Source organism: Halorubrum halophilum, from assembly GCF_000739595.1.
In the GTDB taxonomy this organism is placed as follows: Archaea; Halobacteriota; Halobacteria; order Halobacteriales; family Haloferacaceae; genus Halorubrum; species Halorubrum halophilum.
In genome coordinates, this window is sequence record NZ_BBJP01000023.1 from 208,471 (window position 1) to 230,654 (window position 22,184).

Here is a 22,184-nt window from a genome sequence, read left to right on the forward strand (position 1 = left end):
CGGAATGATCGGTATGGACCCACTGCAGTTCCTCGTTCCGCTCGGCTGGTTGTCCGAAGTCGGACCGATGCTGCCGTACGCGATACTCGTGATGGCGGTCGCAAACCTCGCGACCCGACACATCGCGCACCGGCACCACGTCGAACAGGGGGACGACGGTGACAGCGTCGATCCGTACACGCCCCACGCGTTCACGAACATCGGGCTGCTGCTCTTGACGCTCCTGTTCGTCCTCGCCGCACCCGTTAGCGGGACGATCCTCGCGGTGATCGTGATCACGATGCTGATCGCCGACCTGTTCGAGCTGGAAGCCCGCAACGTCGAGGCGCGCAACGACATGCCGATCGAGGCCCCGAAGAGTTCGATCGCCGCCTCGTTGGTCTTGATGGTGTTCGTCGCCTACTACTCGCTGTTCTTCCTCGTCTCGGGGATCTGGAACCAGTTCGTCGTCGCGTAAGCCGAGCGCGTCCCGACGAACCAGATTTCGTCTTTGACCGCCACGATCGATAGCGGGAGTGGGTGTTGCAGATCGTCGGTGGCAGGAGCATATTTAAAAAGACCTGAGCGACAGCGACGATCGCTTATAAATAACCGTTCCACCAATTCGCTATACCCACTCCCGTTATCAATCAAAGGCCCACTGTATCGGACGAGAGGATGTCCGATAGAGTGCAACGGAGCAACACGGGCTAACTACGTCGTTCCGGACGCACTCTCTATCGGGGGGCGAGCGTCTTCGAGTTAGAACCGGAGACACGGCGACAGCAACGGCGAGCCGGCGCGACCGAAACGCGAAGCAGACACTACGACGAAAAACGGGGCAGAGGGTGAAAACGGAGGCAGAAGGGTCGGAGTCAGTTCGCGGTCTCGGCTTCGTCGCCGAGTATGTCCCGGAGCTGGCGACTCATCGGGATGAATACCCAGAAGGTGAGCGCACCGAGGATCATCAGCCAGAAGGAGGCGTCGCCGGCGATCAGACCGATCTCGCCGTAGGCCGTGCTGACCCCTTCGGCCGGGTTGACGAGCTGGACAATGTCGTAGTACGAGGGCGTCCGGTACCAGCCGCCGAAGGTGAGCCATCCGAGACCGCCGAGCGTGAAGAGGGTGAACCCCTTGATGAACTCGTCTGCCATTATATCAGGTTTCGCTGGAATCGCCTTGAGGCTTTCCCATCCCTTGCCCGCGGAACCGCGTACCGAGAACGTACACCGCCGTTCCCGCGACGAGGAACCCGATGCCGGTGATCGCGAGGACCGCGACGAGCAGGTCGTCGGACGGGTAGAGCCCCGCGCTGTTGAGCAGGTAGACGATCGTCGTCCGGACGAAGCTGATCTGCAGCGTCGCCGCGTCGATTAGCGTGAACCCGATCAGGTACGCGACCACGGCGGCGAGCGTCGAGAAAACGGTGACGGCCTTATACAGCCGAAACGGAACGACGATCTCCCGACCGTCGGGACCGACGCGCGGCCCGGTCGGCTCGTCTCGTGGATCCCGCTCGGCGTCCTCGGCGTCCTCGGCGTCCTTCGCGACGGGATCGCCCGTCTCGTCGAACGCCTGCGTGTCGTCGTGGTCGGGTGGTGGTGACATCGGTGACGGAGACCGCAAAATCGGGGTGTTTCGGCCCGTTACTTCGGGGGCCGCAGCATGTAGTACCGACGGTTCAGGTCGTACATGTACCCTTCACGCATCGTTTTCAACACCGCGTAGGTGATGATTCCGCCCAGCACGGGCAGCATGAACGTGAGCGTGAGCAGCAGGTCGAGCGAGATCGGGAAGAAGTTCTGGATCGCGAGCGCCGCGAGCGTGAACGCCAGGATGACGCCCGTCACGCCGACGGCGGCCCAGAACGGCTGCTCGACGGGACGGCGCGCGCTCCCCTTGTTGAGGAACGGCACGAGCCCGATAACGCCGAAGATGATCCCGTGGGCGACGATACCGAGCAGCTCGTTCCCCATCACGATGTTGCCGTCGAGCACGGCCAGGCTCGGGTTGAGGGGGTTGAGCTTCAGCAGGCCGAACGACCAGTAGAGGTACCAGTCGGGGAGGATGATCGCCGGCGTCGATCCGGGGTTGGCTGGCTCGCCGAAGTGCGCCGGCATCAGCGCCGCGACGAGGATCATGATCCCGACGAAGAAGCTCGTGATCGCGAGGTTCCGGAGCGTCTCGTGGGGCCACGTCGGGAAGCCGAGCACGTCGCGCTCGACGTACGTCGACTCCGCGCGGAGGTCCTCGTCCTCGCGGCGCGAGCGCTCGAAGTACTGGTACGTGAGCTGTGCGAGGCCCTGCTTGCGCTCCTTGCGCTCGGTCCAGGTGGGCGTCTCGTCGTCCGGCGGTACGGTGGCCGGCGGACCGCCGTCCGTGCGCGCTTCCTCGTCGGTGCCTCCGTCCGTCATGGGGGTGGTGTCGTCGGTCATTGGATTAGTGCGGCTCCGCGATGCCCTGCACCCAGACGATGCCGACGTGGAGGGCGATGAGCCCCGTCACCACGAACGGCAGCACGAACACGTGCAGGATGTACATTCTCACGAGCGTCGCCTGTCCGAGGGTGAAGCCGCCGAACAGGAGCTGCGCCGCCCACTCGCCCACGATGGGCGTCGCGAGCGCCATCTCGACGCCGATCTGTGCGGCCCAGTACGAGAGCTGCTTCCACGGGAGCACGTACCCGGAGAAGCCGAACAGCAGGGTAAGGCCGATGAGGACGATACCGAGGATCCAGTTGACCTCGCGGGGCTCCTTGTAGGACCCGGTGAAGTACACGCGAAGCATGTGGAGGAACACCGCCGCCACCATGAACTGGGCGGCCCAGCGGTGGATGGAGCGGAGCATGTACCCGAACTGCACGTCCGTCATGATCATCACGAGCGAGTCGTACGCGGCCGTCGGGTCGCCCTGCGCGGCGGCGCCGGCGGTCGACGGGGCGTAGTAGAAGCCCAGCAGCGCGCCGGAGACCGCGGCGACGAGGTACGCGACGATCGACAGGGACCCGAGCGAGTACAGGGGGTACCAGTACCAGAACTTGTTGTCGAGGTCGTACTGTTCGGTGTGGCTCTTCGGCATCTGGAGGTTCGCGCGGTAGTACATCGTCTCCAGCAGCTCGAGGTAATCGACGATGCGGAGCCGCTTGTCGAGCCAGATGAGCGTGGTGAGGAACGCGGTCTCGATAACCGTCAGATCCTGCTTTTTGAGCCACGCGTTGTGGTCCATTTCGTCTTGTTTTTTGAGGCTCATTGTCAGGTTACTTCTTGTAGTACGGGTAGACGGCCCGCTTGAGCGTCTCGGTCAGGTTCCCGGTGTCGACGCCGACGCCGTCTTTGTCCTCCTCGCGGACGTAGAGGTCCTCCCACTTGCGGCGGCGCTTCTTCACGATCATCACGTCAGGCAGGAACTCCTTGCGGTACAACAGGAGGATGAAGGCGAGGTCGATGAAGATCATCGCCAGCAAGGCGCCGGTGAACATGTTTCCAAACTCCGTCGAGGCCCAAGCGGACATGAGTCCGAACACGAACAGGGAGACGAACACGACCTCGATGACGGTGAGGAGCACGATCGCGATCGCGGCGGCGGTGCTCTCGCGGGCAGGCTCGTACCGGTGAATATCGCCGTACGAGGAGCCGCCGGAGCTCATTGGGCACCCCCGTGGCCGGTGTGTGCCGACTCGCCGTACTTCAGCAGGTAGAAGGTGAACACGAAGGTCAGCGCGATCCCGAGTATCGCTGCGATGCCGACCCAGTGGGCGTGCAGCGGGACGCCGACGTGGGCGATGTTCTCCGGCCACCCGGTGTTCCCGCCGGTCTCGACGGTGGGAACGTCCTCACCGACGGCGATGCCGCCGTGCATCCCGACCGCGTCGTGGGGCGAGCAGTGGTAGTGGGTGATCCCCGCGTCCTCCTCGGTCACCTCGTACTCGTAGGTGTAACCCTCCTCGCCGACCGGGTCACCGCTGTCAAGGGACGCCTCGCCCTCGACCGTCACGACGTTGTGGTCGCCGCCGTTCCCGGTCCACTCGAACGTGATCGTCGTGCCGGTGTCGACCCACAGCTGGGTCGGGGCGAACGCGAGCCCGTCGCTGCCGGCGCCGACCTCGACGGTGACCTCGCTCTCGCCGCGGGCGTCCTGGTACTCCCCGAGGTTCCCGCCGGTGACACCGCTCGGCCAGTCCGGTTCCGCCTCCTGTGCGGCGGCCGTTCCGGTCGCCCCGGCCGAGGCCGCAACCGCGGCGCTGGCACCGCCGGCCGTCCGCACAAATTCCCGCCTTTTCATACAGGTTCACTCGGGACGGCGTGCGCTTAAACCCACCGACTGAATCCGTCGACTCGGAGGGGTTTACAAGCCCTGTGCCCCGCGATATCGGCGGTTCACTCGTCTCGCTCGTCCTCGTTCACGACCCCGCCTTCGACCGGGACGAAGTCGGGTCGCTCCTTGGCCTGTCGGAGGGCCCGTAGCCGCTCGCGGTACTCCTCCGAACGGAACCGATCTGAGAGCCGCGCGTTCGCGACCATGACGAAGAGCAGCAGCCCGACGAGCAGGAACACGATCCCCATCGCCGGCGCGACGATCGTGTTCAGGTCGGCGACGAAGGAGGCGACGAGCAGCGCCGCCCCGGCGAGCACCTGTACGACCGCGATCACCTGAATCATCAGGTTGCCGAACTCGCCCGACCCCTCCGGAACGGTGTCCGGGTGCGGAAGCGACCAGTCCTCCGGCGGCTCGGGCACGTCGTACGACTCCATCGCCGCCAGCGCGACGATCGGCTCGATATCTCGGAGCACGGTTCCCTGACCGCTCACCTCGCCCGTGGGTCGGACGATCGCGTACCCCTCGTCCGAGTACACGAGGAGCCGATCTTCGCCGTCCTCGCGGACGCGTTCCAACACGCCGAACACGTCCCGGCGCGCGATCCGGGTCTTCAACTCTGCCTCGGCGCGGGCGAGCAGTCGGTCGCCGGTGATCCACGAGTCCGGATCGAACGCGGCGTCCCACTCCTCGGCGCTCATCCGCGCCATGTCCGAGGGCCCGAAGTCGTCGAAGTCGTACTCCTCGTCGACCCGCTCGCGGAGCGCGGCGAGGTCGTCCGCGTCGTCGAGGGCGTCGGCGGGAGTATCGGACGCGTCGCCGTCACCCCTGTGAGGCGCGTCATCACCGGGAGACCCGTCGTCGCCGTCGGACTCGTCCGGCGCCCGGTCCGGCCGCGACCCCGGATCCGGTTCCGTCGAGGTGTCCTCCATTGCCCGGGGATACGTGCTCCGGACGCTAACTGTTTTCGTCTACGGACGGGGCGATCCGAACCGGGGCGATCCGGTGGAGAGACCGCGACCACGGAGCCGCGGATCGCGGGGCTTTACGCGCCGGAGACCCAACCGCTGGTAATGGTCGACGACTCGGTTATCGCGGCGGCGGCCGGGCTGTCGGTGACGGCGAGCCTCCCGTTCCTGCTGTACGGGGCGTGGATCATGATCGACGCCGAGACCGTGACGTGGAACGTCCTCACGCACCACCTGCGATACATCGGTGCCGGGCTGTTGCTCACGACCGTTCCGATCGTCGTGTGGATGGTCCCGCGGCTCTTCCGGCGGCTGTCCGGGCTCGCCGTGATCCACGCGTTCCTCGGGCTGCAGGCGTACGCGCTGTTGGCGTTCGCGCTCACCGGAATCTTCCGGATCTTACAGGCGAAGCGCAACGCCGACGCCTACGAGGACCCCGACGTCGACATCGACGAGATCCACGAGGACATGGGACACTGGCGCGCGCGGCTCCGAGTCGGCGTGGCGGGATTCATGCTCCTCTGGCTCTGCGCGTGGGTGACGGGCCTGTATCGGTTCTACTCGATTCACGTCGCCCCGATGCTCTGACAGGTGCTTCGAGGACCTCGGAACCCCGCATCGACCGCGCCGATCGACAGGTTCAATCCCGTTTTCGCCGTAGTTCCGATACTGTGGCAGTCACCTTCGACCTGTTCGGGACCCTCGTCGACGTCGAGTACCCGTCGGATCCCGCGGAGATCGTCGCGCGCGAGCTGGAGTCGCGCGGCGTCGAGGTACCGGACGACTGGCACGTCGCGTACGGCGAGCGACACGTGGACGCCCCGGCGGGCGCCGAGGTCCCCCTCCCCGCTCACGCGGCGCACGCGCTCGACTCCCGCGGCGTCGAAGCCTCGGACAACGTCGTCCGGCACGCGGTCGTCGCGGCCTTCGACCCGGACGTAACCCGGCGCGACGGCGCGCTGGAGGCCGTCCGCGACGTGAGCGACCGCGGGCCGGTCGGCCTCCTCTCGAACTGCGCGGTGCCCGAGCTCGTCCCCAAGACGCTGATCCGCGCCGGCCTCCGCGGGGAGTTCGACGCGGTCACGACGAGCATCGGCTGCGGCTGGCGGAAACCCCACCCGAAGGCGTTCGAGGCGGCGGCCGAGGCCCTCGGCGTCGCGCCCGCGTCGCTGGTCCACGTCGGCGACGACCCGCAGACCGACGGCGGCGTCGAAGATGTCGGCGGCCGGTTCGTCGACGTGACGGAGACGCCGCTCGACGAGCTTGCGGCCCACCTCGAAGCCGAACTCTGAGGCCGGAAAACGCCTATTTGACGGGTGGATCTCTCTCGATCCGACCCGCCCACTCCCGGCCGATTCGCCCCTCAGCGAGCAGCTTTTCCAGATGCGCAACGACCGTCGCTCGCGCGAGGTCCGTGACGCCGGTCAGGTCCTTCTCGTAGGCTCCGTCGACTGCGCCCTCCACGTCGCTCGCGCCGGTCTCAACCGCGTCGAGGACGGCCCGTTCGCGGTCCAGCCGGTGGTCGATCAGGCGCTGACAGACGACATTCGGGTCGTCGATCGCGGGTCCGTGTCCCGGATACAGTCGGTCATACCCCGTCTCGCGGACCCGTTCGAGACTGTCCAAGTAGTCTCGGAGGTCGCCGTCGGGGGCGCCGACGACGACGCTCCCCTCGGCGACCGCGAGGTCGCCACAGAAGAGTTCGCGAGGCGTACCGTCTACGGCACCGCCGTCGGCGTCCTCGCTGTCTCCACCGATCGACCCGACCGCGAACGCGACGTGGTCCGGCGCGTGTCCGGGCGTCTCGACCGCCCGGACGGGGGTGTCGCCGACGCGGTCGCCGTCGCGGAACGTCTCGTCGGGGTCGACGCCGGTGGCCGCCGTGAACCGGTCGACGTGGTCCGCGTGCGCGATCACGGGCGCGCCGGTCAGGTCGGCGTACTCCGCGACCGCGCCGACGTGATCCGGGTGCGTGTGAGTGACGGCGATCGCCTCGACTGCGGTCTTTCCGGTTTCGTCGCCGCCCGCGCCGGCGACTCCGATAGCCGCGTCGAGCGCGTCCGTCCGAGCCGCGGGGTCGACGAGGAGCCCGCCCGCGAGGTAGGCGTTCGTCGTCCCGACAGGCGCCCGGGTGTCGACCGGCAGTTCGATTCGGGTGACCGACGGCTTCGGGTCCGGCGCCGCCATCGCCTCAGTCTCCGCGGCCGACCGAGGAGCCCTCGCGCCGGTCGAGCAAGGAGCGCGCGTCCGGACCGGGGCCAGATCCGGCGCGCTCGCGTCCGGGGATCGCCACGTCGGTGTCGCCGGCGACGGCGAACCGCGAGAGGTCGGCGACGCCGGAATCGACCTCGTCGATCGAGCCGTACGGGCGGCCGACGACGATGTCGCCCGCCTTGCTCCGGTTGATGCCGGGGATCGCGGTCAGCTCGTCCATCGACGCCGCGTTCACGTCGAGGGGGTACGGGACGCCAGTGACGGAGCGGTAGCCGTGGTCCGTGATCGCCACGTCGATGGCGGTGCCGAGCTCGCGTTCGCCCGGCACGGCGACGAGGAGCGCGTAGGTCCCGAGCTGGCGGCCGAACGTCTTCCCGTCTTGGTGGTACTCTAAGTGGAGGTCGGGTAGAACCGTCCCCGACGGGACGACCCGGTCGAGCATCGGGTTGTCGACGGTCTCGCGCACCTCCTTCTTGTACGCCTGGAACTGGTCTTTGTGCTCCTGTGCGATGTCCGCGCCCGTCTCGGCCATCTCCGTGCCAGCGAACGCCATCACCTGCCGGATGTTGATCCGGCGGAGCATGAGCCCCTCGTCGTAGACGGTCTGCAGGAACGCCTTGTTGTGCTCGTACGTCTCCGGGCGCTCGCCCGCGAGCCCGTGGACGAGGTTGATCCCGGGCAGGAGCTTCGGCAGCCGCGGCGAGGCGTCCGGCCCGGTCGAGGGGCCGGTCACCCGGTCGTCGGGGCCCGGGGTCGACTTCGGGGTATCGCCCGGGCGCCAGCCCCCCTCCTCGTTGACGACGCGGACGGCTTCCAAACACTCCTCGGCGGTGACGAGCAGGTTATTCTGCTCTTGGACGACCGGGTCCGCGGACTCGAGCCCGAACGCCGCGGTGTCACCGGGCGTGTTGTGCGCGGCGATGACGCGAATCGCCTCGCGGGAGGCCTCGGGGTAGTCGGTGATCGTCACCGGGTTCATGTTGTCGAGGTGGAGCGTCCGCAGGTCGGGCGCGACCTCGCGGATGCCGCCGTACAGCTCTCGTAAGGCGTCGGGGTTCGGCGCTTCGCCGTCGCCGCCGAACGCGAGGATGTCGGCCTGCCGGCCGAGCCGGAAGTGTCTGACCCCGCGGTCCGAGAGCGCGTCGACCTCGTCGACGACGGAGGCGGGCGCGCGGAACGCCGGGTCGCCGTACAGCGGTTCGGTACAGAACGAACAGCGGTAGGCGCAGCCGCGAGAGGTCTCCATCTCACAGATGAGGTAGTCCGGGTGGTTGGGGTGCTGCTCGACGACGAACGCCCCCTTCCGCGCCCAGCGGTCGACCTCCTCGTTCGTCCGCATCCGGTTGCCGTACCCCTCAAGCCCCTCGCGAACGAGGTCGTACGCGGCCGCTTCCACGTCGCCCATGGCGACGAAGTCGTAGTCCAGGTCGTCGCGCTCGGTCTCCTGCGCGCCCGCGTTCTCCTCGCCGACCCCGAACCGCACGGGACCGCCGAGCAGGGTGACGCCGTCCGCGGTCCACCCCAGTTCGCGGACCTCGTCCGGCTCCGCGGGTGTCCCGCCGACGTACTTCCCGGGGACCGTCATCCCGCCGACGTACACCATGAGGTCCGCGTTCGCGACGTCGGCGTGCTTACCGCGGTCGTCGCGTAGTTCGTCGATGGTGTGGTAGGTGATCTGCGACTCGGGGACGCCCGCGTCGACGAGCGCGCCGGCCGTGTACCGCGGGTACGTCGAGACGTAGGGCGGCACGCCGAAGTGCGCCGGCTCGTCGACGTAGCCGTCGACGATGGTGACGGAGAGGTCGTTCGGGTCGGCCGGGAGCGAGCCCCGGGCCGACGCGGGCGAATCGGTCATGTTACCCCACCGTAGTCGGCCGAGACGGGAAAAGCGTGCGGAACGGCGGGGGCCGAGCCGATCGTTTATCGTTGTTCGCTCGGTAGCGGAATCTATGCCCTCCGAGACGGTTTCGCCCCGACTGCGCGTCGTGCTCGCCGGCGTCTGCCTCTTCGCCGCGGGACAGTTCTACGCCGCCGAGCCGCGCCCGTGGGGAGTCGCGGCCGCGTGGGCGGCCGGGACCGCCCTCGTCTACGGACCGATCGCGTGGCTGGCGCGCGATCGAGTCTCGGAGGAGCGCCGCGAGACGCTGACGTACGTCGCCGCCGGTGCGGGGATCCTCCTCGCGTCGGTCTGGCTCGGTGTCGCGCTCGCGTTCGCCCCGGCACTTTTCCCGTACGGTCCGGGCGTCTGGGTGGGGGTCGCGATCGGGATCCTCGTCGCGTTGCTCGCCGAGCGCACGGTCGTTCCCGAACGGCTTCGCGGAGCCGAGATCTGATCGTCACGGCGGTCACACCGCCACGGCGACCGCGCGCTCCGCGCGCCTCGACCGCCGCCGCCACGCCGTTTAAGCCCTCGCCGACACAACACGTCGATATATGCCATCGACGATGGAGGTCAAATGCGAGAGCGACGACTGCGAACTCGACATGTTCGAGAACCACTACACCTACGACGTGCCCGACGACCACGCGGTCGAGGACCTGTCGTGCCCGTACTGCGGCGGGAGCGACCTCGTCGAGATCGAGGTGTAGCCCGTGAGCGGACTCGTCGAGACGGGTCGGTCTGTCGTCCGGCGCGCCCTCGAGCGCCTCGGCCGCGGGTGGAGCAAGATGCAGGAGCGGCGCCCGCTCTCGTACGACCTCCTGGAGAGCGACGACGCCTACCTCGTCGTCTTCGACGCCCCGGGCGTCCGCGGCGAGGACCTGAACGTGACGTTCCTCGATCACACCGTCGAGGTCGAGCTCGACCGGTTCCGCGACTTCTACGACGGCTACGAGATGCTGTTCCCCGGCCGCGGCGTCTCGCTGTCCGGAAGCGCAGAGCTGCCTCCCGACGCGAACGTGACGCCGCAGGGCGCGAACGCGACGCTGGCGCGGAACGGCACTCTCCAGGTCGAGATCCCGAAGAAGGACGACGGCCGCGACGTGGCCGTGGTTGAGGAGGGAGACGAAGACGACTCGGGACGCGACGCGAAATCGGAGCCGGCCGACGACGCCTGACCGCGGTCTTCTCTCACTCTCACACCCTCACTTTTTCGCCCCCTCACTCCTTCGCCCCCTCACTCCCTCGACCGGCTCTCCACCGACATCCCCTCCGCGATCTCGAACTCCTCATCGCCGTCGAATCGGTCCGGATCGAAGGCGTCGATCCACGGCGACTCCGGGGCTTTCGCTTCGGTGCCGTCGAGCGACGCCAACACCCCTTCGGCGACGAGTTCGCCGATCGCCGGCGCGCGCATGAACCCGTGTCCCTGCCAGCCGGCGGCGACGAACAGGCGGTCTTCGGGGTCGCCGATCGGTCCGACCAGCGGGTCGCCGTCGGGCGTGGCCGTGCAGAGCCCGGCCCACGCGCGCTCCACGTCGAGGGCGTCCGTCCCGTCCGCGCCGCTTACCCCGCCCTCGCCCACCGCTCCGAGTCGCTCGCGGAGCGTCGCCGAGACGGACTCGACGAACCAGTCGTCGCCAGTCGGGTCGTAGTCGTCCGGATCGGCCGGGACCGGCTCCGTGCCGTCGCCCGCAAGCAGCCCGGTCGGGTGCGGTCGGACGTACGCGCCCGCGGTCGCGTCGTACACCATCGGGGCGTCGTAGCTCGCCGACCCGCTGCCGCCGATTTCGGCCGTCAGCGCCTGCACGCGGTAGGGGACCACGGGAACCTCGCGACCCGCGCCGCCGAGGAGGTCGGCGGTGTGCGCGCCGACGGCGACGACGACCGCGTCGAACTCCCGGCGGTTCCCGGATCGCCCCCCGCCGCCGACACGCAGTTCGGGGCGGTCGCCCGCGAGCGAGACGGCGATGTCGGTTTCGACGGCGACTCCCTCGCGGCGCGCGCGCTCGCCCATCGCGGCGACGTAGCTCGCGGGGTCACACCAGCCGGCGCCCTCGGCCACCGCGGCGACCGCGAGGTCGTCGACGCGGAGCGGGAATCGCTCGCCGAGCGTCTTGGGATCGACGAGCGAGACGTCGCGGTCGTGTGCGCGCATCCGGTCGACCATCGCCGGCACGGCCTCCGCGTCCGGGTCGCCCTCGCGCACGGCGATGACGTAGGGACACGGAGTGAACGAGAATCCGGGGAGCGAGCGGTCGAAGGCCCGGAACCGGTCCATCGCGCGGGCGGCGAGCGCGGCGTCGATATCCTCGGCGTACGCGTCGTACAGCACGCCCGCCGCGCGCCCGGAACTCTCGGCGCCGAGATTTCCCCTGTCGTACAGCGTCACGTCGGCGCCGCGGGCCGCGAGGTCGGCGGCCGCGGTGACGCCGACGGCGCCGCCGCCGACGACCGCGACTTCGGGGGACGAAGACCCTCGATCTGCGGGAACGTCTCGGTCCGTCGATCCGTCGGAGCGGCTCATACGAACCCGGCGAGCCCGACCGCCTCGATCAGCGGGACGCCCGCGACGACGGAGCCGATCAGGTAGCCGCCGATCGCGCCGCCATTTAAGAGGGGGAGCCCGGCGTGCGGCCGTCCCTTGATGACCCAACTCATCAGCACCAGCAGCCCCGCGAGGCTGCCGACCATCGCGAGCAGCGCGGGGACGTTGATCCCGATCAGCGGCACGTCGAGGGTCGCGGCGGGCGAGAACGTCGCCGCGCTCGCCACGAGCACCGCCGGGATCACGGCGTCGCCGAGCCCGATGAAAAAGGCGTCGCGGTCCTCGATGTCGGTCGGTTCCGAGACGTCTGAGCCCCGGTCGTCCGGGTCGTCGGAGTCGTCCGGGTCGTCGGAGTCGTTCGGGTCCCCGTCGAGAGCGCTATCGGGGTTGTCGCTGTCGTCGCCGTCGGCATTGCCGCCCCCCGACGCCGCTTCCTCCCCCAGAAGCGAGTACGAGAGCGTCAGCGGGATCACGAGCACAACGGGGATGTTCAGGTCCATCACGCCCTCCGCGAGCGACAGCATGTGCTCGGTTCCGTACACCGAGATCGCGTCGTACACGGCCAGAAACGCCAACAGCAACAACGCGGGCAACAGTCCGAACGAGATCCCAAACAGCCCCGCCGCGCCCGCGCCCATCAACACCCCGGCGGTGTCGATCACGTACCACTCGGGGTACGCGAGGAGGGCGATTCCGACCGCGACCGCGGGCACCGCGGCCGCAAGCGGCGACACCAGCGCGGAGAAGACGTACCACGAGAGCCACGCGGAGACGCCGACGATCAGCAGTCGGATCCCCTGATCGAGGTCGTAGCGGAACGCCGCGAGCATCAGCCCCGTCATGCCGATGATCGCGGCGATGTACACGAGGCTGTTCGTCGGGTCGTCCGGGTTTTCGACCGCCTGATAGCCGCTCTCGGCGAACTCCGGTACCAGCGCTAACGCGCCCAGTTGAACGACGAGGAACAGGCCCACGACGAAGGCGACGCCGCGGTACTCGCGGGGGAACATTCGACCGTCGATTCGGGATCCGAGGGTTTCGTCCTTGCGCTTCGGCTCGGTCGGGGAACGGATCCGCCGCTGCCGGCGGTCGATGCGGTACCGAGAAACGGGACCGGGTACGGTGTGGGAGCGGTTGACCCGAGCCCGAAAGCCAACGGACGACGGACGGTGGAAGCGAGTCTCCGACCGGCCCGCCCGAAAACGGGGTTGGGCCGGCCGGTTTCGTCCGCGGCGTTTACGTGCTCCCCCGAGCGGCGTAAGTAGCTATCGTCTGAATTATCGCGACTGATTCCGAGCGGGGCCGAACGCCCCTCCTCCTCGGGCGGCGTCGGAGCGCGAATACGAACCCACAGAACGCGAGCTCACGGCTACGAGCGTTCGGAAAGGGAGAGGACAAGGCGGCGAAAGGCGAAACGGAAGGTTGAACGACGGGAGGCGGGCGGGCGGCGGCCGAACAGCGGACCCCCGAGCTGTCCTCGGCGACGCCGCCCGAGTGGTCGGGACGGGCGCGTGGTTTTGTCGCCGAACCCCAACGAGAAAAGCGTCGGACTTCGGCAATAGATCGTTGTCGCTTCTCCCGTATAAATGAGACGGTCCGCGACTACCGACGGTCGCGCAGCGCGGGGAACTCCTCGCGAACCGCGGCCACGCGGTCCGGGTCGACCTCGGCGGTCACGGTCGCCGGCTCCTCGCCCGCCGACGCCAGCGTCGTCCCCCACGGGTCGTAGACGGTCGTCCGGCCGCAGAGCGCGTCGCGGTCGAACGATCCGCTCCCGTTGACCGCCGCGACGTACGCCAGGTTCTCGATCGCCCGCGCTCGGCCGAGCGTCCGCCAGTGCTCGACGCGCGGGTACGGCCACGCGCTCGGCACCAGCACGCACTCGACGCCCGACTCGACCATCCGCCGGAACTGCTCGGGGAACCGGAGGTCGTAGCAGGTCGTCACGCCGACGCGCACGCCCTCGATCTCCGTCACCGGCTCCCGCTCGCCGGGGACCATCTGGGTCGTCTCCTCGGAGCCGTAGCCGAAGAGGTGCCGCTTCCGGTAGACGAGTCGGCGCTCGCCGCTCCGGTCGAACAGCACCGCCGTGTTCGCGAGCCCGTCGTCGGCCGGCACGTCGATCCCGTCGGCCGCGGACGCGGCGAGGTCCTCGACGACGGTCCCCGCCAGCACGTTCACGTCGGCCTCGGCGGCGACCGCAGCGAACCGGCCCAGTCGGTCGCCGTCCAGGCTCTCGGCCGCGCGGGCGTACGAGTCGAACGCGAAGTACCCCACGTCGAACAGCTCCGGGAGGACGACGAGGTCGGCGCCGTCGGCCGCCGCCTCGCGGACCGACTCGATCGCGCTCGTGACGTTCTGCTCGACGGCCCCGCCCTCGACGCCGAGCTGGACGCAGGCGAGCCTCATGCCGTCGTTCCGAACGACGCCCGGAGGGCGTTCTCTAGGTTGTCCAGTTCCTCGTCGAAGTTGCGCTCGAAGAAGGACTCGACGCCCGGCAGCCGCCCGTCGACCACGAACTCGTTTGCCAGCCGGCAGCCGCCGTCGGTCTCGGTGATCGTGTGCTCGCCGGTGACGCGGAAGGCGCGCGACTTGCCGACGAACTTCACCCGGGTCGGGGGCTCGCGCTCGACCTCCTCCGTCTCGACGGAGATGGTCGACCGGATCATCGGGATCGGGAGCGCGACGTGCCACGTCGCCCGCCCGTCGCCGTGTACTTCGAAGGTGTCGACGACGCTTATCGCTCCTGCGCGCTGCTCGGCGTCCGAGATGAACGCCCACACGTCCTCGGGCGGGGCGTCGAACTCGAACGTCCGGGAGACTCGGACGGTCATACGTCTCGGTTTGGGGCTACGGGGGTTAAAAACACGTGAGTCGAGTGAGCGGGGATCGAAGTCGAGAGAAGCGAAAGGAAATCGTCTCAGCCTTGCGGAGTGACGCGCCAGGTCGTCGACCGCGCGCGACCCCACTTCTCGATGTCCACGTCGTCGGACTTCTCGGCGAGCCGGGGGAGCCGCGAGCCGACCTGCTTGGCGGTGAGGCCGATGGCGTCGGCGATCGTCTTCGAGCGGACGTACCGCTCGCCACGGGTGACGCTGTCCGTGAGGTACGCGAGGATGCGCTGCTCCTCCTCGGTGTACTCGCTCATGTCCGAAGGTAGGCGTCAAACGTCCTTAACGGTTTCTCGTCCGGACGGCGCTCGGCGTCAATCAATCGAAGATCTGGACGGCGACGACCGAACAGAGGGCGAAGACGAACGCCGCTCCGAACCCCCAGGCCTTCCCGAGCTGCGACGGGTGGCCGAACATCACGACGGCGCCGACGAGCGCGATCGCGCCCAGCGCGAGCGCCACGCCGACTTCCTTGTCAGACTCGATGGATGCCTCGCTCATACCTGTCGCTTTGCGGGCGGGTACTTAGTTCATGCGAACGCGCGGAACTCGGCGTCGGAACTCGGATCCGAGGCCGGGCCGAGCGCCGGCCCGGATCAGATGATCTCGACGTGCTCCGACTCCTCGTTGAGCGCGAGGTTCGCAGCGATCTCGGCGTTCCGCATCGCGTACTCCGCGGTGTGCTGGAGGCTGACGAGCACTTCGCGGGTCATCAACAGCGTGTCGTTGTCGAGGTCGCTCGGCAGCTCCCCGAGGATCTCCTGTTCGCGGTCCTCGAGCCGGGCGAACAGCTCCCGGCACTCGACCGTGAGGTCGTAGTCGCGCTCGACGACCGCCCGCACGGCGAGCGCGGTCAGGTCGTCCACCTGATCGGTGAACTCCCGGATCTGTCGCATCGTCGCGCTGTCGACGTCGAGCGTGTGGCCGTCCGCCTCCATCACGATGTCGGCGATGTCCTCCGCGTTGTCGGCGGTGAGCTCGAGGTTCTTCGCGACCGACCGGTAGCCGATCAGCGGGAACCCCTCCTCTAACCCGACCGCCCGGGCGAGGTTCGGGTTCTGGTACGCCGTGAAGATGAGCCGGAGCAGGAGCACGAAGATCTTGTTCGCCTGCCGCTCGCGGTTGAGCGCCCGCTGGGCCAGATCGGGGTTGCCGTGCGCGAGCGCCTTCACGGCCTCGCCGCGCATCGTCGATCCCGTGTTCTCCAGCCGTTCGAGCAGGTTGTCGAGGGTGAAGTCCTCGGGGTCGACGGAACACCGGATCGAGATGTCCGAGGGCGTCTCCTCGATGACGCCGAGCCCCATCAGCTGCGTCTCGGCCTTGTAGACGGCGTTGATGTGCTCGCTGTCGAGCGTCCCCTCGCTGCGGACGTGGATCACGCGTCGCCCGAGGACGTACTGCGCGACGATGGCGCGTTCGAGCGAGCGCGCGTCGAGCGCGTCCGCGTTGATCACGGCTTCCGACTCCTCGGTGCTCACCGACTCCGGCAGCACCGTGAGCGTTCCCTTGCCACCCATCCGCAGCGAGACCTCGTCCCCCTTGTTGACGCCGTGCTCCTTCGCCCACTCAGCGGGGAGGGTCATCGCCAGCGTCGACGGCCCCAACCGCTGGACTTTCCGCGTTTCCATAGGGGTCGATACCGCCGGATACACCTTAACCTTGTTCCTATGTTCATTATACGCTCCGTCGAATATACAAGGTGTTCTTCGCGTCGTCGACGAGAGGAAGGCGATGAGCGGCGACGGAGGCGGGAGAGTACCTGCCCCCCACCGGCTGCGGTTCGATCCGCGCGCTTATGCCGTTCTGCCGCCGACGGGCAGGCATGACCGAGCGGGTACTCGTCGTCGACGACTCCTCGTTCCAGCGGACGGTCGTTCGGGACGCGCTGGAAGGGCCTTTCGAGGTGGTCGGCGAGGCGGAGAACGGCGCGGAGGCGGTGGAGCTGTTCGAGGCGTACGAACCGGACGCGGTGTCGATGGACGTCGTCATGCCCGAGATGACCGGGATCGAGGCCACCGCCGCGATCAAGGACCGCTGGCCCGACGCCGTGATCGTGATGTGCACGAGCGTCGACCAGCAGGAGAAGATGATGGAGGCGGTGAAGGCCGGCGCTGACGGCTACATCACGAAGCCGGTCGACGCCGACGAGCTTGTTCCCGAGATGCGGAGCCACTTCGGGTGAGCGGGATGCGGTCGTGGCGGAGGCGGGCCGCCTCCCTCACCCCGGATCGAACGACCGAAGGATCGACGCGAGCGCGCTCGCGAGTTCCTCAAAGCGGTCGATGTCCATCGAGTCGGTCGTCACCCATACGCCGTGACCGTTGTTGATAACCCGCGTGAGTAGCCGTTCTCGAACACGCGGACCGTGAACCGGTAGTCGCCGAGTTGGGTGTCGGCGTACAGCGACTGCGCGTGGAACCCGTGTCGCTCGCTCTCTGCGAAGCCGACGAGGTCGGCCGTCCGACTCAGGTCGCTGCGGAGGTAGAGCTGCTCGACGTCCTCCTCGGTGAAGTACGTGAGGCTCCGCAGCTCGTCTCCGGTGGCGGTCCGCGCCGCGCTGAGCAACTCCTCGACGCCGTCGTCGGGTGGGTGTCCCATGCTACCACGATCGATCGTCTGGTACATGAGCGTATGGGTGCCAGACGCGATCCCGACCCGGAAGGACAGAGTTTAGCGACTCCCCCGATATCGACCCCGTAATGAGCGAGTACGACGACGTCTGCGTCCTGTTGCCGACGTTGGACGAGGTCGAGACAGTCGCGCGCGTCGTCGAGGCGTTCCGCGACGCCGGGCTCGACGAAGTCCTCGTCATCGACGGCGGATCGACGGACGAGACGCAGGAAACAGCCCGAGAGGCGGGCGCGCGCGTCGTCGAGCAGTCGGGGCGGGGGAAGGGGCAGGCCGTCAGGGAGGCGGTCCGCGACCACATCGACGCCCCCTACGTCGTGATGGCCGACGCGGACGCGACGTACGACGCGGGCGACGTCGACGCGATGCTCGACCCCCTGCTGTCCGGCGAAGCAGACCACGTCATCGGGAATCGGTTCGCGGACATGCGTCCGGGCGCGATGACGCGGCTGAACCGGATCGGCAACCGGATCATCAACCTCGCGTTCCGCCTCATCCACGGCGAGAACTACGGGGACATCCTCTCCGGCTACCGCGCGTTCACCCGCGAGTCGTTCCGGCGGCTCCACCTCGCCGCCGACGGGTTCGGGATCGAGACCGAGATGGCGGTCGAGTGCGTGAAGAACCGGCAGTCGGTCGCGGTCGTCCCGATCACCTACCGCGAGCGACCCGGCGGCTCCGCCACCAACCTCCACCCCATCCGCGACGGCGGCGTGATCTTCCTCGAGCTGTACCGGAAGGCGAAGACGAACAACCCCCTGTTCTACTTCGGCAGCCTCGGCGCGGTCTCGACGAGCGCCGGAGCGCTCATGACCGGCTACGTGCTCTACGACTGGTTCGTCAACGGGATCACCCACGAGATAATCTCGATCGGCGCCGTCGGGGCCGCGATCTTAGGGATTCAGCTGTTGATCTTCGGATTCCTCGCCGATATGATCCTCTCGCTCCACCGCGAGCAGGTGGCGCGCTACGAGCGCGCGGTCGACGACGATCCCGACCGATAGGCGTCGTCCGCTCTGCTCTGAGCCGGCCGAGCCCCATGGTTTATGTCCGACCACCGAGAGGAACGGCTATGGACGAAAAGCGGTTCGTCATCGCCCTCTTCGGACTCATCGTCGCGCTGCTCGTCGGGTTCATCGCCTACCGGTTCGTCGCTCCGCTCACGGTCGCCGTCTTCCTCTACTACTCGACCCGTCGCCTCTACCACCGCCTCGAACGCTTCCGGCTCCCTGCCCGAGTCAGAGCGGTGGCATCGCTCTCGCTGATCGGCATCCCGCTCATCGGACTCCTGAGCTACACCGTGCTCCTCCTGCTGATAGAGGCGCGACGGTTCATCGAGCAGTATCCGGTCGCCGAGACGGTCGGCGCCGAGAACTCGTGGGTCGGCGATCTCGCCGCCCTCTCGGACCCGACGTTTGAGGGGGTCATGCAGGCCTACCAGTCCGGGCAACTGGATCCGCTCATCGACTTCATCTCCGAGGAGGCGGGGCTGCTAGCGGGCGTGGTCTCGGGGCTCGCGTTGAACCTCCTCATCACGATCGTCGTCACCTACTACCTGCTGCTCGACGGCTCGAAGTTCCACGAGTGGCTGCTCTCGTTCGACGACGACGCTATCGTCCGCGAGTACTTGGAGGCGGCCGACGCCGAGCTGGAGTCGGTGCTGTACGGGAACCTGCTCAACGTCATCGCCATCTCGATCATCGCCGTCGTCACGTACACCGGCTACAACGTGGTCGCGCCCGAGATCGCTGAAGTTCCGTACCCGGCGCTCGCAGGCGCGCTCACAGGGATCGCAAGCCTGATCCCGGTGATCGGGATGAAAATCGTGTACATCCCGATCGCGGCGGTGGCCGCGGTCCCGTCGATCCTCGGCGACGAGGTCGCCGCGCTCGTGTACATCGCGGGGTTCCTCGTCGTCGCCGCGATCGTCGTCGACACGATCCCCGACATCGTGCTCCGCCCCTACTTCAGCGGGAAGACCACCCACGTCGGACTGCTCATGCTCGCGTACATCTTCGGTCCGGTCGTGTTCGGGTTCCACGGGCTGTTCCTCGCGCCGATCGTGCTCGTGTTGGCGCTCACCTTCGCCGACACCGCCCTCATCCGGTTGCTCGGTGGCGACTCCGAGCAGACGGGTCCGGAGGTCCCGCGCGGACAGCGCCAACTCGACGAGTTCTGAGCGGGGTCCGGCGTCCAGCGCTCGGGCCGAAAAGATAAACCCCGCTCGACGACCGGAGTGACGTATGCGAGTACACGTCATCGGTCTCGGGGGCGGCGGCGGCCGGATCGCCGACCGGCTCGCGGCCGACAGCGACGGAGACCCGTTCCTGCAGGGCGTCAACGCGTTCGACACCGACTCGGCCGCGCTCGACGCCCTCCGGTCGATCGGCGAGTCCCGCCGGTACCGCTTCGGTGACGCGGCCGGTGGGGGCGGGCTGGACGGCGACCTCCACGCGGCTCGGCGGCTCGGCGACGCTCACGCCAGCGAACTCACCCGGGCGATGGACGACCAACAGCCGTCGCTCGCGGAGGCGTTCGTCCTCGTCGTCGGGATCGGGGGCGGTGCGGGCGCGGGCGTCGCGCCGGCGCTGGCCGAGGAGCTGACACGGCTCTACGACGTTCCCGTCTACGCCGTCGGGGTGCTCCCGACGCCCGCTGAGTCAGCGCCCCGCGAGCCCGACCCGGCCCACGCGAGCGCGACCGGGGACGGCTCCGAGGACCAACCTCCGGAGCGCCCCCTCGCGGAGAAGAACGCCGCGCGGACTCTCAACGCGCTCTCGGACCGGTGTGCGGCGGTCTTCCCCTTCGACAACACCGAGTGGCTTCGTCCGGGGGAGACGCTTGTCGACGCCCGCGACCGGCTGAACGGAGTCGTCGCGGAACGGATGGCGGCGCTGTTCGGCGCCGGGGAGGCCGACGACGCGGAGTCGACGCCCCAACAGGTCCTCGACGCGAGCGACGTGGCTCGGGCCGTCGGTGACGACGGGGAGATTGCCGCCGTCGGCCGCGCGACGCAGGCGGTCGAGCCGCCCGAGTCGGGATCGCGGTTCGGGCTCGGACTGTTCGGTTCCTCGGAGCCGGCGGCGGTCGACACGAGCGCGGCGGTGTCGGCGATCGAGACGACGATCCGGAAGGCAGCCCGCGGGAAGAACACCGTCGAGGTGCCCGACGGGCGTGCCGACCGCACCCTGCTCGTCGTCGGCGGGCCGCCGGCGTGGCTCAACCGCGAGGCGATCGCGGACGGGCGGCGGTGGCTCGCCGACGAGACCGGCTCCGGCGCAATCTTGAGCGGCGACGCCCCGGTCCCGGGCGGCGACGAGGTGTTCGCGCTGGTCGTGCGCTCGGGGATCGACGAACCGGCGCGGGTCCGGGAGATCCGGGAGTCGATCGCGTGATCGCTGGCGATCGACCGTCATCGCGCATGTCGGTCGTCGTTGCGCTCTGGAACCCGAACTCGTTAACCGGGTGAGGCGCCCAGTACGCCCGTGACCACCCACGCCGACCTCGGGCTCGACCTCGACGTGCGCGACACGGACGCGGTCGCCGACCGGCGCGACGAGCTCGTCGCCGCCGTGCGGGACCACGCCGGAACGATCGCCTACCAGCTCGCCAAGCTCCAAGGCGGCGACTACGGCCGACAGGAGCTGTCGACGCCGGGCGGCGAGTGGACCGTCAAACACGAGGCCGGCGAGCTGGAGTTCCTGCTTTTCTCGCCGACGTCGGGCTCGGACGTGTACGTGATCTCGACGAAACAGCCGCCGGAGCCCGCCGACCTCGCGACCGCGCTCGACGACTACGCGAACTTCGTCGCGGCGTGGAACGAGTGGGTCGAATCGCTGTCGGGCGTCCTCGACGGCGTGAGCGCCGAGTTCCCGGAGCCGGCCTCGACCGACGGGATCGTCGCCGAGCGCGACCGCGTGCTGGACCGCGTGCGCGAGACCTGCTCGGTCATGGCCGGCGAGATCCACCGGTACGAGGGCGACGACTACGGCACCTTCACCGCCCGCGTCGACGGCGACCGCTGGGAGCTGAAGTGGGACGAGGGGGCGGTCTCGTACCTCCGCGTCGGGGGATCGGGCGGGCTCTACCTCCTCTCGCAGTACGAGGCGCCCTCGGCGGCCGACGTACGCGAGTACGCCGACTCGTTCCGGGGGTTCGTCGAGGCGTACAACGAGTTCGTCGCGGAGTTGGAGAGCGATCTTGAGGCAGTTGAGTTGTAGGCGCTGGGAAACGGGTGTGAGCGATAGCGGGAGTGGGTATATTGATACGGTGGAGTGGTTGTTTATACGTGATCGAGTGGTGTTGCTGTCGGCTGTTTATAAGTGGGTAGTGACACTGCGGTGAAAGCTTCCAAAGCCCCAGCCGGTGAGGCGGGCGCACGCTCGCTGCGGTCCTCGGTCGTTCGCTTCGCTCACTCCCTGTGGTCCTTGCGTCGCCTGCGCCCGCCTCACCGGCTGCCCCTTTGAGTCCCACCCGACCGCACAGCCTCACACCTCCCCAGCCTCGTCGGGCGTCCTCCGCGTTGCTCCGGACGCCCGACTCCCTCGCACCGGCGGTTCGCGCCGCGTTGCGGCGCTCACCGGGGCGCGCCACCGCACATCTCTTTATAAACGATCGTCGCTATCGCTCGTGTCTTTTTAAATGGGCTCTTTCCACCAACCGATCTGCAACACTCACTCCCGCTATCGATCAAGGGCTCGTCTTCAGCAACCGACTGTGTCGGTGTGGTATGTCTAAACAAAACTATCTCAACGAAGTCGCGT

General features: G+C 68.3%; 27 protein-coding genes and 1 pseudogene. 11 read left to right on the forward strand and 17 right to left on the reverse strand.

All coding sequences use genetic code 11. From position 1 onward, the window contains the following. Nucleotides 1-13 precede the first annotated feature (13 nt). Nucleotides 14-457 (forward strand): DUF7313 family protein, encoded by a 444-nt coding sequence (locus tag ACP96_RS08735; RefSeq protein ID WP_050025107.1) that lies wholly within the window; start codon nucleotides 14-16, stop codon nucleotides 455-457. A 397-nt stretch (nucleotides 458-854) separates the two neighbouring features. On the opposite strand, the gene ACP96_RS08740 is transcribed toward ACP96_RS08735, so the two are convergent. The 7 genes from ACP96_RS08740 to ACP96_RS08770 all read right to left on the reverse strand — a co-directional run bounded on the left by ACP96_RS08740 (nucleotide 855) and on the right by ACP96_RS08770 (nucleotide 5,225). Next, a complete protein-coding gene (locus ACP96_RS08740) occupies nucleotides 855-1,133 on the reverse strand; it encodes a DUF7314 family protein (protein ID WP_050033037.1) in 279 nt (92 codons plus the stop codon). 4 nt (nucleotides 1,134-1,137) lie between these two features. After that, nucleotides 1,138-1,587, reverse strand: coding sequence for a DUF7315 family membrane protein (locus tag ACP96_RS08745; protein ID WP_050033038.1), 450 nt, complete (start codon nucleotides 1,585-1,587; stop codon nucleotides 1,138-1,140). Nucleotides 1,588-1,625: 38 nt separating this feature from the next. Continuing rightward, nucleotides 1,626-2,414: a cytochrome b gene (locus ACP96_RS08750; RefSeq protein WP_050025088.1), complete on the reverse strand. Its 789-nt coding sequence runs from the start codon at nucleotides 2,412-2,414 to the stop codon at nucleotides 1,626-1,628. A 4-nt stretch (nucleotides 2,415-2,418) separates the two neighbouring features. Continuing rightward, complete coding sequence (locus ACP96_RS08755) at nucleotides 2,419-3,228, reverse strand: cytochrome b (protein WP_050033039.1); 810 nt, start codon at nucleotides 3,226-3,228, stop codon at nucleotides 2,419-2,421. A gap of 7 nt (nucleotides 3,229-3,235) precedes the next feature. Continuing rightward, nucleotides 3,236-3,625, reverse strand: a complete 390-nt coding sequence (locus ACP96_RS08760) for a DUF7318 family protein (RefSeq protein ID WP_050025086.1) — start codon at nucleotides 3,623-3,625, stop codon at nucleotides 3,236-3,238. Next, on the reverse strand, nucleotides 3,622-4,260 hold the full coding sequence (locus ACP96_RS08765) for a halocyanin domain-containing protein (protein ID WP_050025084.1): 639 nt from the start codon (nucleotides 4,258-4,260) through the stop codon (nucleotides 3,622-3,624). Before ACP96_RS08765 ends, ACP96_RS08760 begins: the two co-directional genes overlap by 4 nt. Nucleotides 4,261-4,355: 95 nt before the next feature. Continuing rightward, nucleotides 4,356-5,225, reverse strand: coding sequence for a DUF7319 domain-containing protein (locus ACP96_RS08770; protein ID WP_050033040.1), 870 nt, complete (start codon nucleotides 5,223-5,225; stop codon nucleotides 4,356-4,358). A 141-nt stretch (nucleotides 5,226-5,366) separates the two neighbouring features. On the opposite strand from ACP96_RS08770, the gene ACP96_RS08775 reads away from it, so the two are divergent. Continuing rightward, complete coding sequence (locus ACP96_RS08775; protein ID WP_050025080.1) at nucleotides 5,367-5,849, forward strand: DUF7321 family protein; 483 nt, start codon at nucleotides 5,367-5,369, stop codon at nucleotides 5,847-5,849. 83 nt (nucleotides 5,850-5,932) lie between these two features. After that, a complete protein-coding gene (locus tag ACP96_RS08780; protein ID WP_050033041.1) occupies nucleotides 5,933-6,553 on the forward strand; it encodes an HAD family hydrolase in 621 nt (206 codons plus the stop codon). Nucleotides 6,554-6,566: 13 nt separating this feature from the next. Here ACP96_RS08780 and ACP96_RS08785 read toward each other — a convergent pair whose 3' ends face one another. Together ACP96_RS08785 and ACP96_RS08790 are read right to left on the reverse strand one after the other, a co-directional pair. Then, nucleotides 6,567-7,448, reverse strand: coding sequence for an MBL fold metallo-hydrolase (locus ACP96_RS08785; RefSeq protein WP_050033042.1), 882 nt, complete (start codon nucleotides 7,446-7,448; stop codon nucleotides 6,567-6,569). 4 nt (nucleotides 7,449-7,452) lie between these two features. Then, the gene (locus ACP96_RS08790; RefSeq protein WP_050025075.1) at nucleotides 7,453-9,330 is read right to left on the reverse strand and encodes a radical SAM protein; all 1,878 of its coding nucleotides are present in this window, start codon (nucleotides 9,328-9,330) and stop codon (nucleotides 7,453-7,455) included. A 94-nt stretch (nucleotides 9,331-9,424) separates the two neighbouring features. On the opposite strand from ACP96_RS08790, the gene ACP96_RS08795 reads away from it, so the two are divergent. The 3 genes from ACP96_RS08795 (at nucleotide 9,425) to ACP96_RS08800 (ending at nucleotide 10,532) form a co-directional block, all read left to right on the forward strand. Next, a complete protein-coding gene (locus ACP96_RS08795; RefSeq protein ID WP_050025073.1) occupies nucleotides 9,425-9,808 on the forward strand; it encodes a hypothetical protein in 384 nt (127 codons plus the stop codon). 100 nt (nucleotides 9,809-9,908) lie between these two features. Beyond that, nucleotides 9,909-10,064 (forward strand): DUF7559 family protein, encoded by a 156-nt coding sequence (locus tag ACP96_RS19195; RefSeq protein ID WP_008581677.1) that lies wholly within the window; start codon nucleotides 9,909-9,911, stop codon nucleotides 10,062-10,064. Between the two features lie 3 nt (nucleotides 10,065-10,067). Then, complete coding sequence (locus ACP96_RS08800) at nucleotides 10,068-10,532, forward strand: Hsp20/alpha crystallin family protein (RefSeq protein ID WP_050033043.1); 465 nt, start codon at nucleotides 10,068-10,070, stop codon at nucleotides 10,530-10,532. Nucleotides 10,533-10,591: 59 nt separating this feature from the next. Here the strand turns inward: ACP96_RS08800 and ACP96_RS08805 are convergent, their stop codons facing one another. The 7 genes from ACP96_RS08805 to ACP96_RS08835 form a co-directional block, all read right to left on the reverse strand. After that, nucleotides 10,592-11,881 (reverse strand): NAD(P)/FAD-dependent oxidoreductase, encoded by a 1,290-nt coding sequence (locus ACP96_RS08805; protein WP_050033044.1) that lies wholly within the window; start codon nucleotides 11,879-11,881, stop codon nucleotides 10,592-10,594. Further along, nucleotides 11,878-12,912 carry a presenilin family intramembrane aspartyl protease PSH gene (locus tag ACP96_RS08810; protein ID WP_050033045.1) on the reverse strand — a complete coding sequence of 345 codons (1,035 nt, stop codon included), beginning with the start codon at nucleotides 12,910-12,912 and terminating at the stop codon, nucleotides 11,878-11,880. The genes ACP96_RS08805 and ACP96_RS08810 overlap by 4 nt, the downstream gene beginning before the upstream one ends. Nucleotides 12,913-13,504: 592 nt before the next feature. Beyond that, nucleotides 13,505-14,311, reverse strand: a complete 807-nt coding sequence (locus ACP96_RS08815; RefSeq protein WP_050024343.1) for a carbon-nitrogen family hydrolase — start codon at nucleotides 14,309-14,311, stop codon at nucleotides 13,505-13,507. After that, nucleotides 14,308-14,736: a CoxG family protein gene (locus tag ACP96_RS08820; RefSeq protein ID WP_050024346.1), complete on the reverse strand. Its 429-nt coding sequence runs from the start codon at nucleotides 14,734-14,736 to the stop codon at nucleotides 14,308-14,310. The genes ACP96_RS08815 and ACP96_RS08820 overlap by 4 nt, the downstream gene beginning before the upstream one ends. A gap of 86 nt (nucleotides 14,737-14,822) precedes the next feature. Next, a complete protein-coding gene (locus ACP96_RS08825) occupies nucleotides 14,823-15,050 on the reverse strand; it encodes a DUF7123 family protein (protein ID WP_007998354.1) in 228 nt (75 codons plus the stop codon). 61 nt (nucleotides 15,051-15,111) lie between these two features. After that, nucleotides 15,112-15,294, reverse strand: coding sequence for a DUF7525 family protein (locus tag ACP96_RS08830; protein ID WP_050033046.1), 183 nt, complete (start codon nucleotides 15,292-15,294; stop codon nucleotides 15,112-15,114). 95 nt (nucleotides 15,295-15,389) lie between these two features. After that, a complete protein-coding gene (locus ACP96_RS08835) occupies nucleotides 15,390-16,421 on the reverse strand; it encodes a phosphate signaling complex PhoU family protein (protein WP_050024350.1) in 1,032 nt (343 codons plus the stop codon). Nucleotides 16,422-16,615: 194 nt separating this feature from the next. On the opposite strand from ACP96_RS08835, the gene ACP96_RS08840 reads away from it, so the two are divergent. Next, nucleotides 16,616-16,975 carry a response regulator gene (locus ACP96_RS08840; RefSeq protein ID WP_050033047.1) on the forward strand — a complete coding sequence of 120 codons (360 nt, stop codon included), beginning with the start codon at nucleotides 16,616-16,618 and terminating at the stop codon, nucleotides 16,973-16,975. 36 nt (nucleotides 16,976-17,011) lie between these two features. Here the strand turns inward: ACP96_RS08840 and ACP96_RS08845 are convergent. Beyond that, nucleotides 17,012-17,391: pseudogene (locus ACP96_RS08845) on the reverse strand (DUF7522 family protein). A 101-nt stretch (nucleotides 17,392-17,492) separates the two neighbouring features. Between ACP96_RS08845 and aglJ the strand changes: the two are divergent. The 4 genes from aglJ (at nucleotide 17,493) to ACP96_RS08865 (ending at nucleotide 21,641) form a co-directional block, all read left to right on the forward strand. Beyond that, nucleotides 17,493-18,425: an S-layer glycoprotein N-glycosyltransferase AglJ gene (gene aglJ, locus ACP96_RS08850; RefSeq protein ID WP_050033048.1), complete on the forward strand. Its 933-nt coding sequence runs from the start codon at nucleotides 17,493-17,495 to the stop codon at nucleotides 18,423-18,425. Between the two features lie 68 nt (nucleotides 18,426-18,493). Beyond that, nucleotides 18,494-19,600 (forward strand): AI-2E family transporter, encoded by a 1,107-nt coding sequence (locus ACP96_RS08855; protein WP_050033049.1) that lies wholly within the window; start codon nucleotides 18,494-18,496, stop codon nucleotides 19,598-19,600. A 64-nt stretch (nucleotides 19,601-19,664) separates the two neighbouring features. Next, a complete protein-coding gene (locus tag ACP96_RS08860) occupies nucleotides 19,665-20,816 on the forward strand; it encodes a cell division protein FtsZ (RefSeq protein ID WP_050033050.1) in 1,152 nt (383 codons plus the stop codon). A 90-nt stretch (nucleotides 20,817-20,906) separates the two neighbouring features. Beyond that, nucleotides 20,907-21,641 (forward strand): hypothetical protein, encoded by a 735-nt coding sequence (locus tag ACP96_RS08865; RefSeq protein WP_050024358.1) that lies wholly within the window; start codon nucleotides 20,907-20,909, stop codon nucleotides 21,639-21,641. The last annotated feature ends 543 nt before the right edge of the window (nucleotides 21,642-22,184 follow it).

What these genes read in the sequence shown, in the direction of transcription:
- ACP96_RS08735 (WP_050025107.1), top strand. Translation starts at nt 14, where the DNA reads ATGGACCCACTGCAGTTCCTCGTTCCGCTCGGCTGGTTGTCCGAAGTC.
- ACP96_RS08740 (WP_050033037.1), bottom strand. Translation starts at nt 1,133, where the DNA reads ATGGCAGACGAGTTCATCAAGGGGTTCACCCTCTTCACGCTCGGCGGT.
- ACP96_RS08745 (WP_050033038.1), bottom strand. Translation starts at nt 1,587, where the DNA reads ATGTCACCACCACCCGACCACGACGACACGCAGGCGTTCGACGAGACG.
- ACP96_RS08750 (WP_050025088.1), bottom strand. Translation starts at nt 2,414, where the DNA reads ATGACCGACGACACCACCCCCATGACGGACGGAGGCACCGACGAGGAA.
- ACP96_RS08755 (WP_050033039.1), bottom strand. Translation starts at nt 3,228, where the DNA reads ATGAGCCTCAAAAAACAAGACGAAATGGACCACAACGCGTGGCTCAAA.
- ACP96_RS08760 (WP_050025086.1), bottom strand. Translation starts at nt 3,625, where the DNA reads ATGAGCTCCGGCGGCTCCTCGTACGGCGATATTCACCGGTACGAGCCT.
- ACP96_RS08765 (WP_050025084.1), bottom strand. Translation starts at nt 4,260, where the DNA reads ATGAAAAGGCGGGAATTTGTGCGGACGGCCGGCGGTGCCAGCGCCGCG.
- ACP96_RS08770 (WP_050033040.1), bottom strand. Translation starts at nt 5,225, where the DNA reads ATGGAGGACACCTCGACGGAACCGGATCCGGGGTCGCGGCCGGACCGG.
- ACP96_RS08775 (WP_050025080.1), top strand. Translation starts at nt 5,367, where the DNA reads ATGGTCGACGACTCGGTTATCGCGGCGGCGGCCGGGCTGTCGGTGACG.
- ACP96_RS08785 (WP_050033042.1), bottom strand. Translation starts at nt 7,448, where the DNA reads ATGGCGGCGCCGGACCCGAAGCCGTCGGTCACCCGAATCGAACTGCCG.
- ACP96_RS08790 (WP_050025075.1), bottom strand. Translation starts at nt 9,330, where the DNA reads ATGACCGATTCGCCCGCGTCGGCCCGGGGCTCGCTCCCGGCCGACCCG.
- ACP96_RS08795 (WP_050025073.1), top strand. Translation starts at nt 9,425, where the DNA reads ATGCCCTCCGAGACGGTTTCGCCCCGACTGCGCGTCGTGCTCGCCGGC.
- ACP96_RS19195 (WP_008581677.1), top strand. Translation starts at nt 9,909, where the DNA reads ATGCCATCGACGATGGAGGTCAAATGCGAGAGCGACGACTGCGAACTC.
- ACP96_RS08805 (WP_050033044.1), bottom strand. Translation starts at nt 11,881, where the DNA reads ATGAGCCGCTCCGACGGATCGACGGACCGAGACGTTCCCGCAGATCGA.
- ACP96_RS08810 (WP_050033045.1), bottom strand. Translation starts at nt 12,912, where the DNA reads ATGTTCCCCCGCGAGTACCGCGGCGTCGCCTTCGTCGTGGGCCTGTTC.
- ACP96_RS08815 (WP_050024343.1), bottom strand. Translation starts at nt 14,311, where the DNA reads ATGAGGCTCGCCTGCGTCCAGCTCGGCGTCGAGGGCGGGGCCGTCGAG.
- ACP96_RS08820 (WP_050024346.1), bottom strand. Translation starts at nt 14,736, where the DNA reads ATGACCGTCCGAGTCTCCCGGACGTTCGAGTTCGACGCCCCGCCCGAG.
- ACP96_RS08825 (WP_007998354.1), bottom strand. Translation starts at nt 15,050, where the DNA reads ATGAGCGAGTACACCGAGGAGGAGCAGCGCATCCTCGCGTACCTCACG.
- ACP96_RS08830 (WP_050033046.1), bottom strand. Translation starts at nt 15,294, where the DNA reads ATGAGCGAGGCATCCATCGAGTCTGACAAGGAAGTCGGCGTGGCGCTC.
- ACP96_RS08835 (WP_050024350.1), bottom strand. Translation starts at nt 16,421, where the DNA reads ATGGAAACGCGGAAAGTCCAGCGGTTGGGGCCGTCGACGCTGGCGATG.
- ACP96_RS08840 (WP_050033047.1), top strand. Translation starts at nt 16,616, where the DNA reads ATGACCGAGCGGGTACTCGTCGTCGACGACTCCTCGTTCCAGCGGACG.
- aglJ (WP_050033048.1), top strand. Translation starts at nt 17,493, where the DNA reads ATGAGCGAGTACGACGACGTCTGCGTCCTGTTGCCGACGTTGGACGAG.
- ACP96_RS08855 (WP_050033049.1), top strand. Translation starts at nt 18,494, where the DNA reads ATGGACGAAAAGCGGTTCGTCATCGCCCTCTTCGGACTCATCGTCGCG.
- ACP96_RS08860 (WP_050033050.1), top strand. Translation starts at nt 19,665, where the DNA reads ATGCGAGTACACGTCATCGGTCTCGGGGGCGGCGGCGGCCGGATCGCC.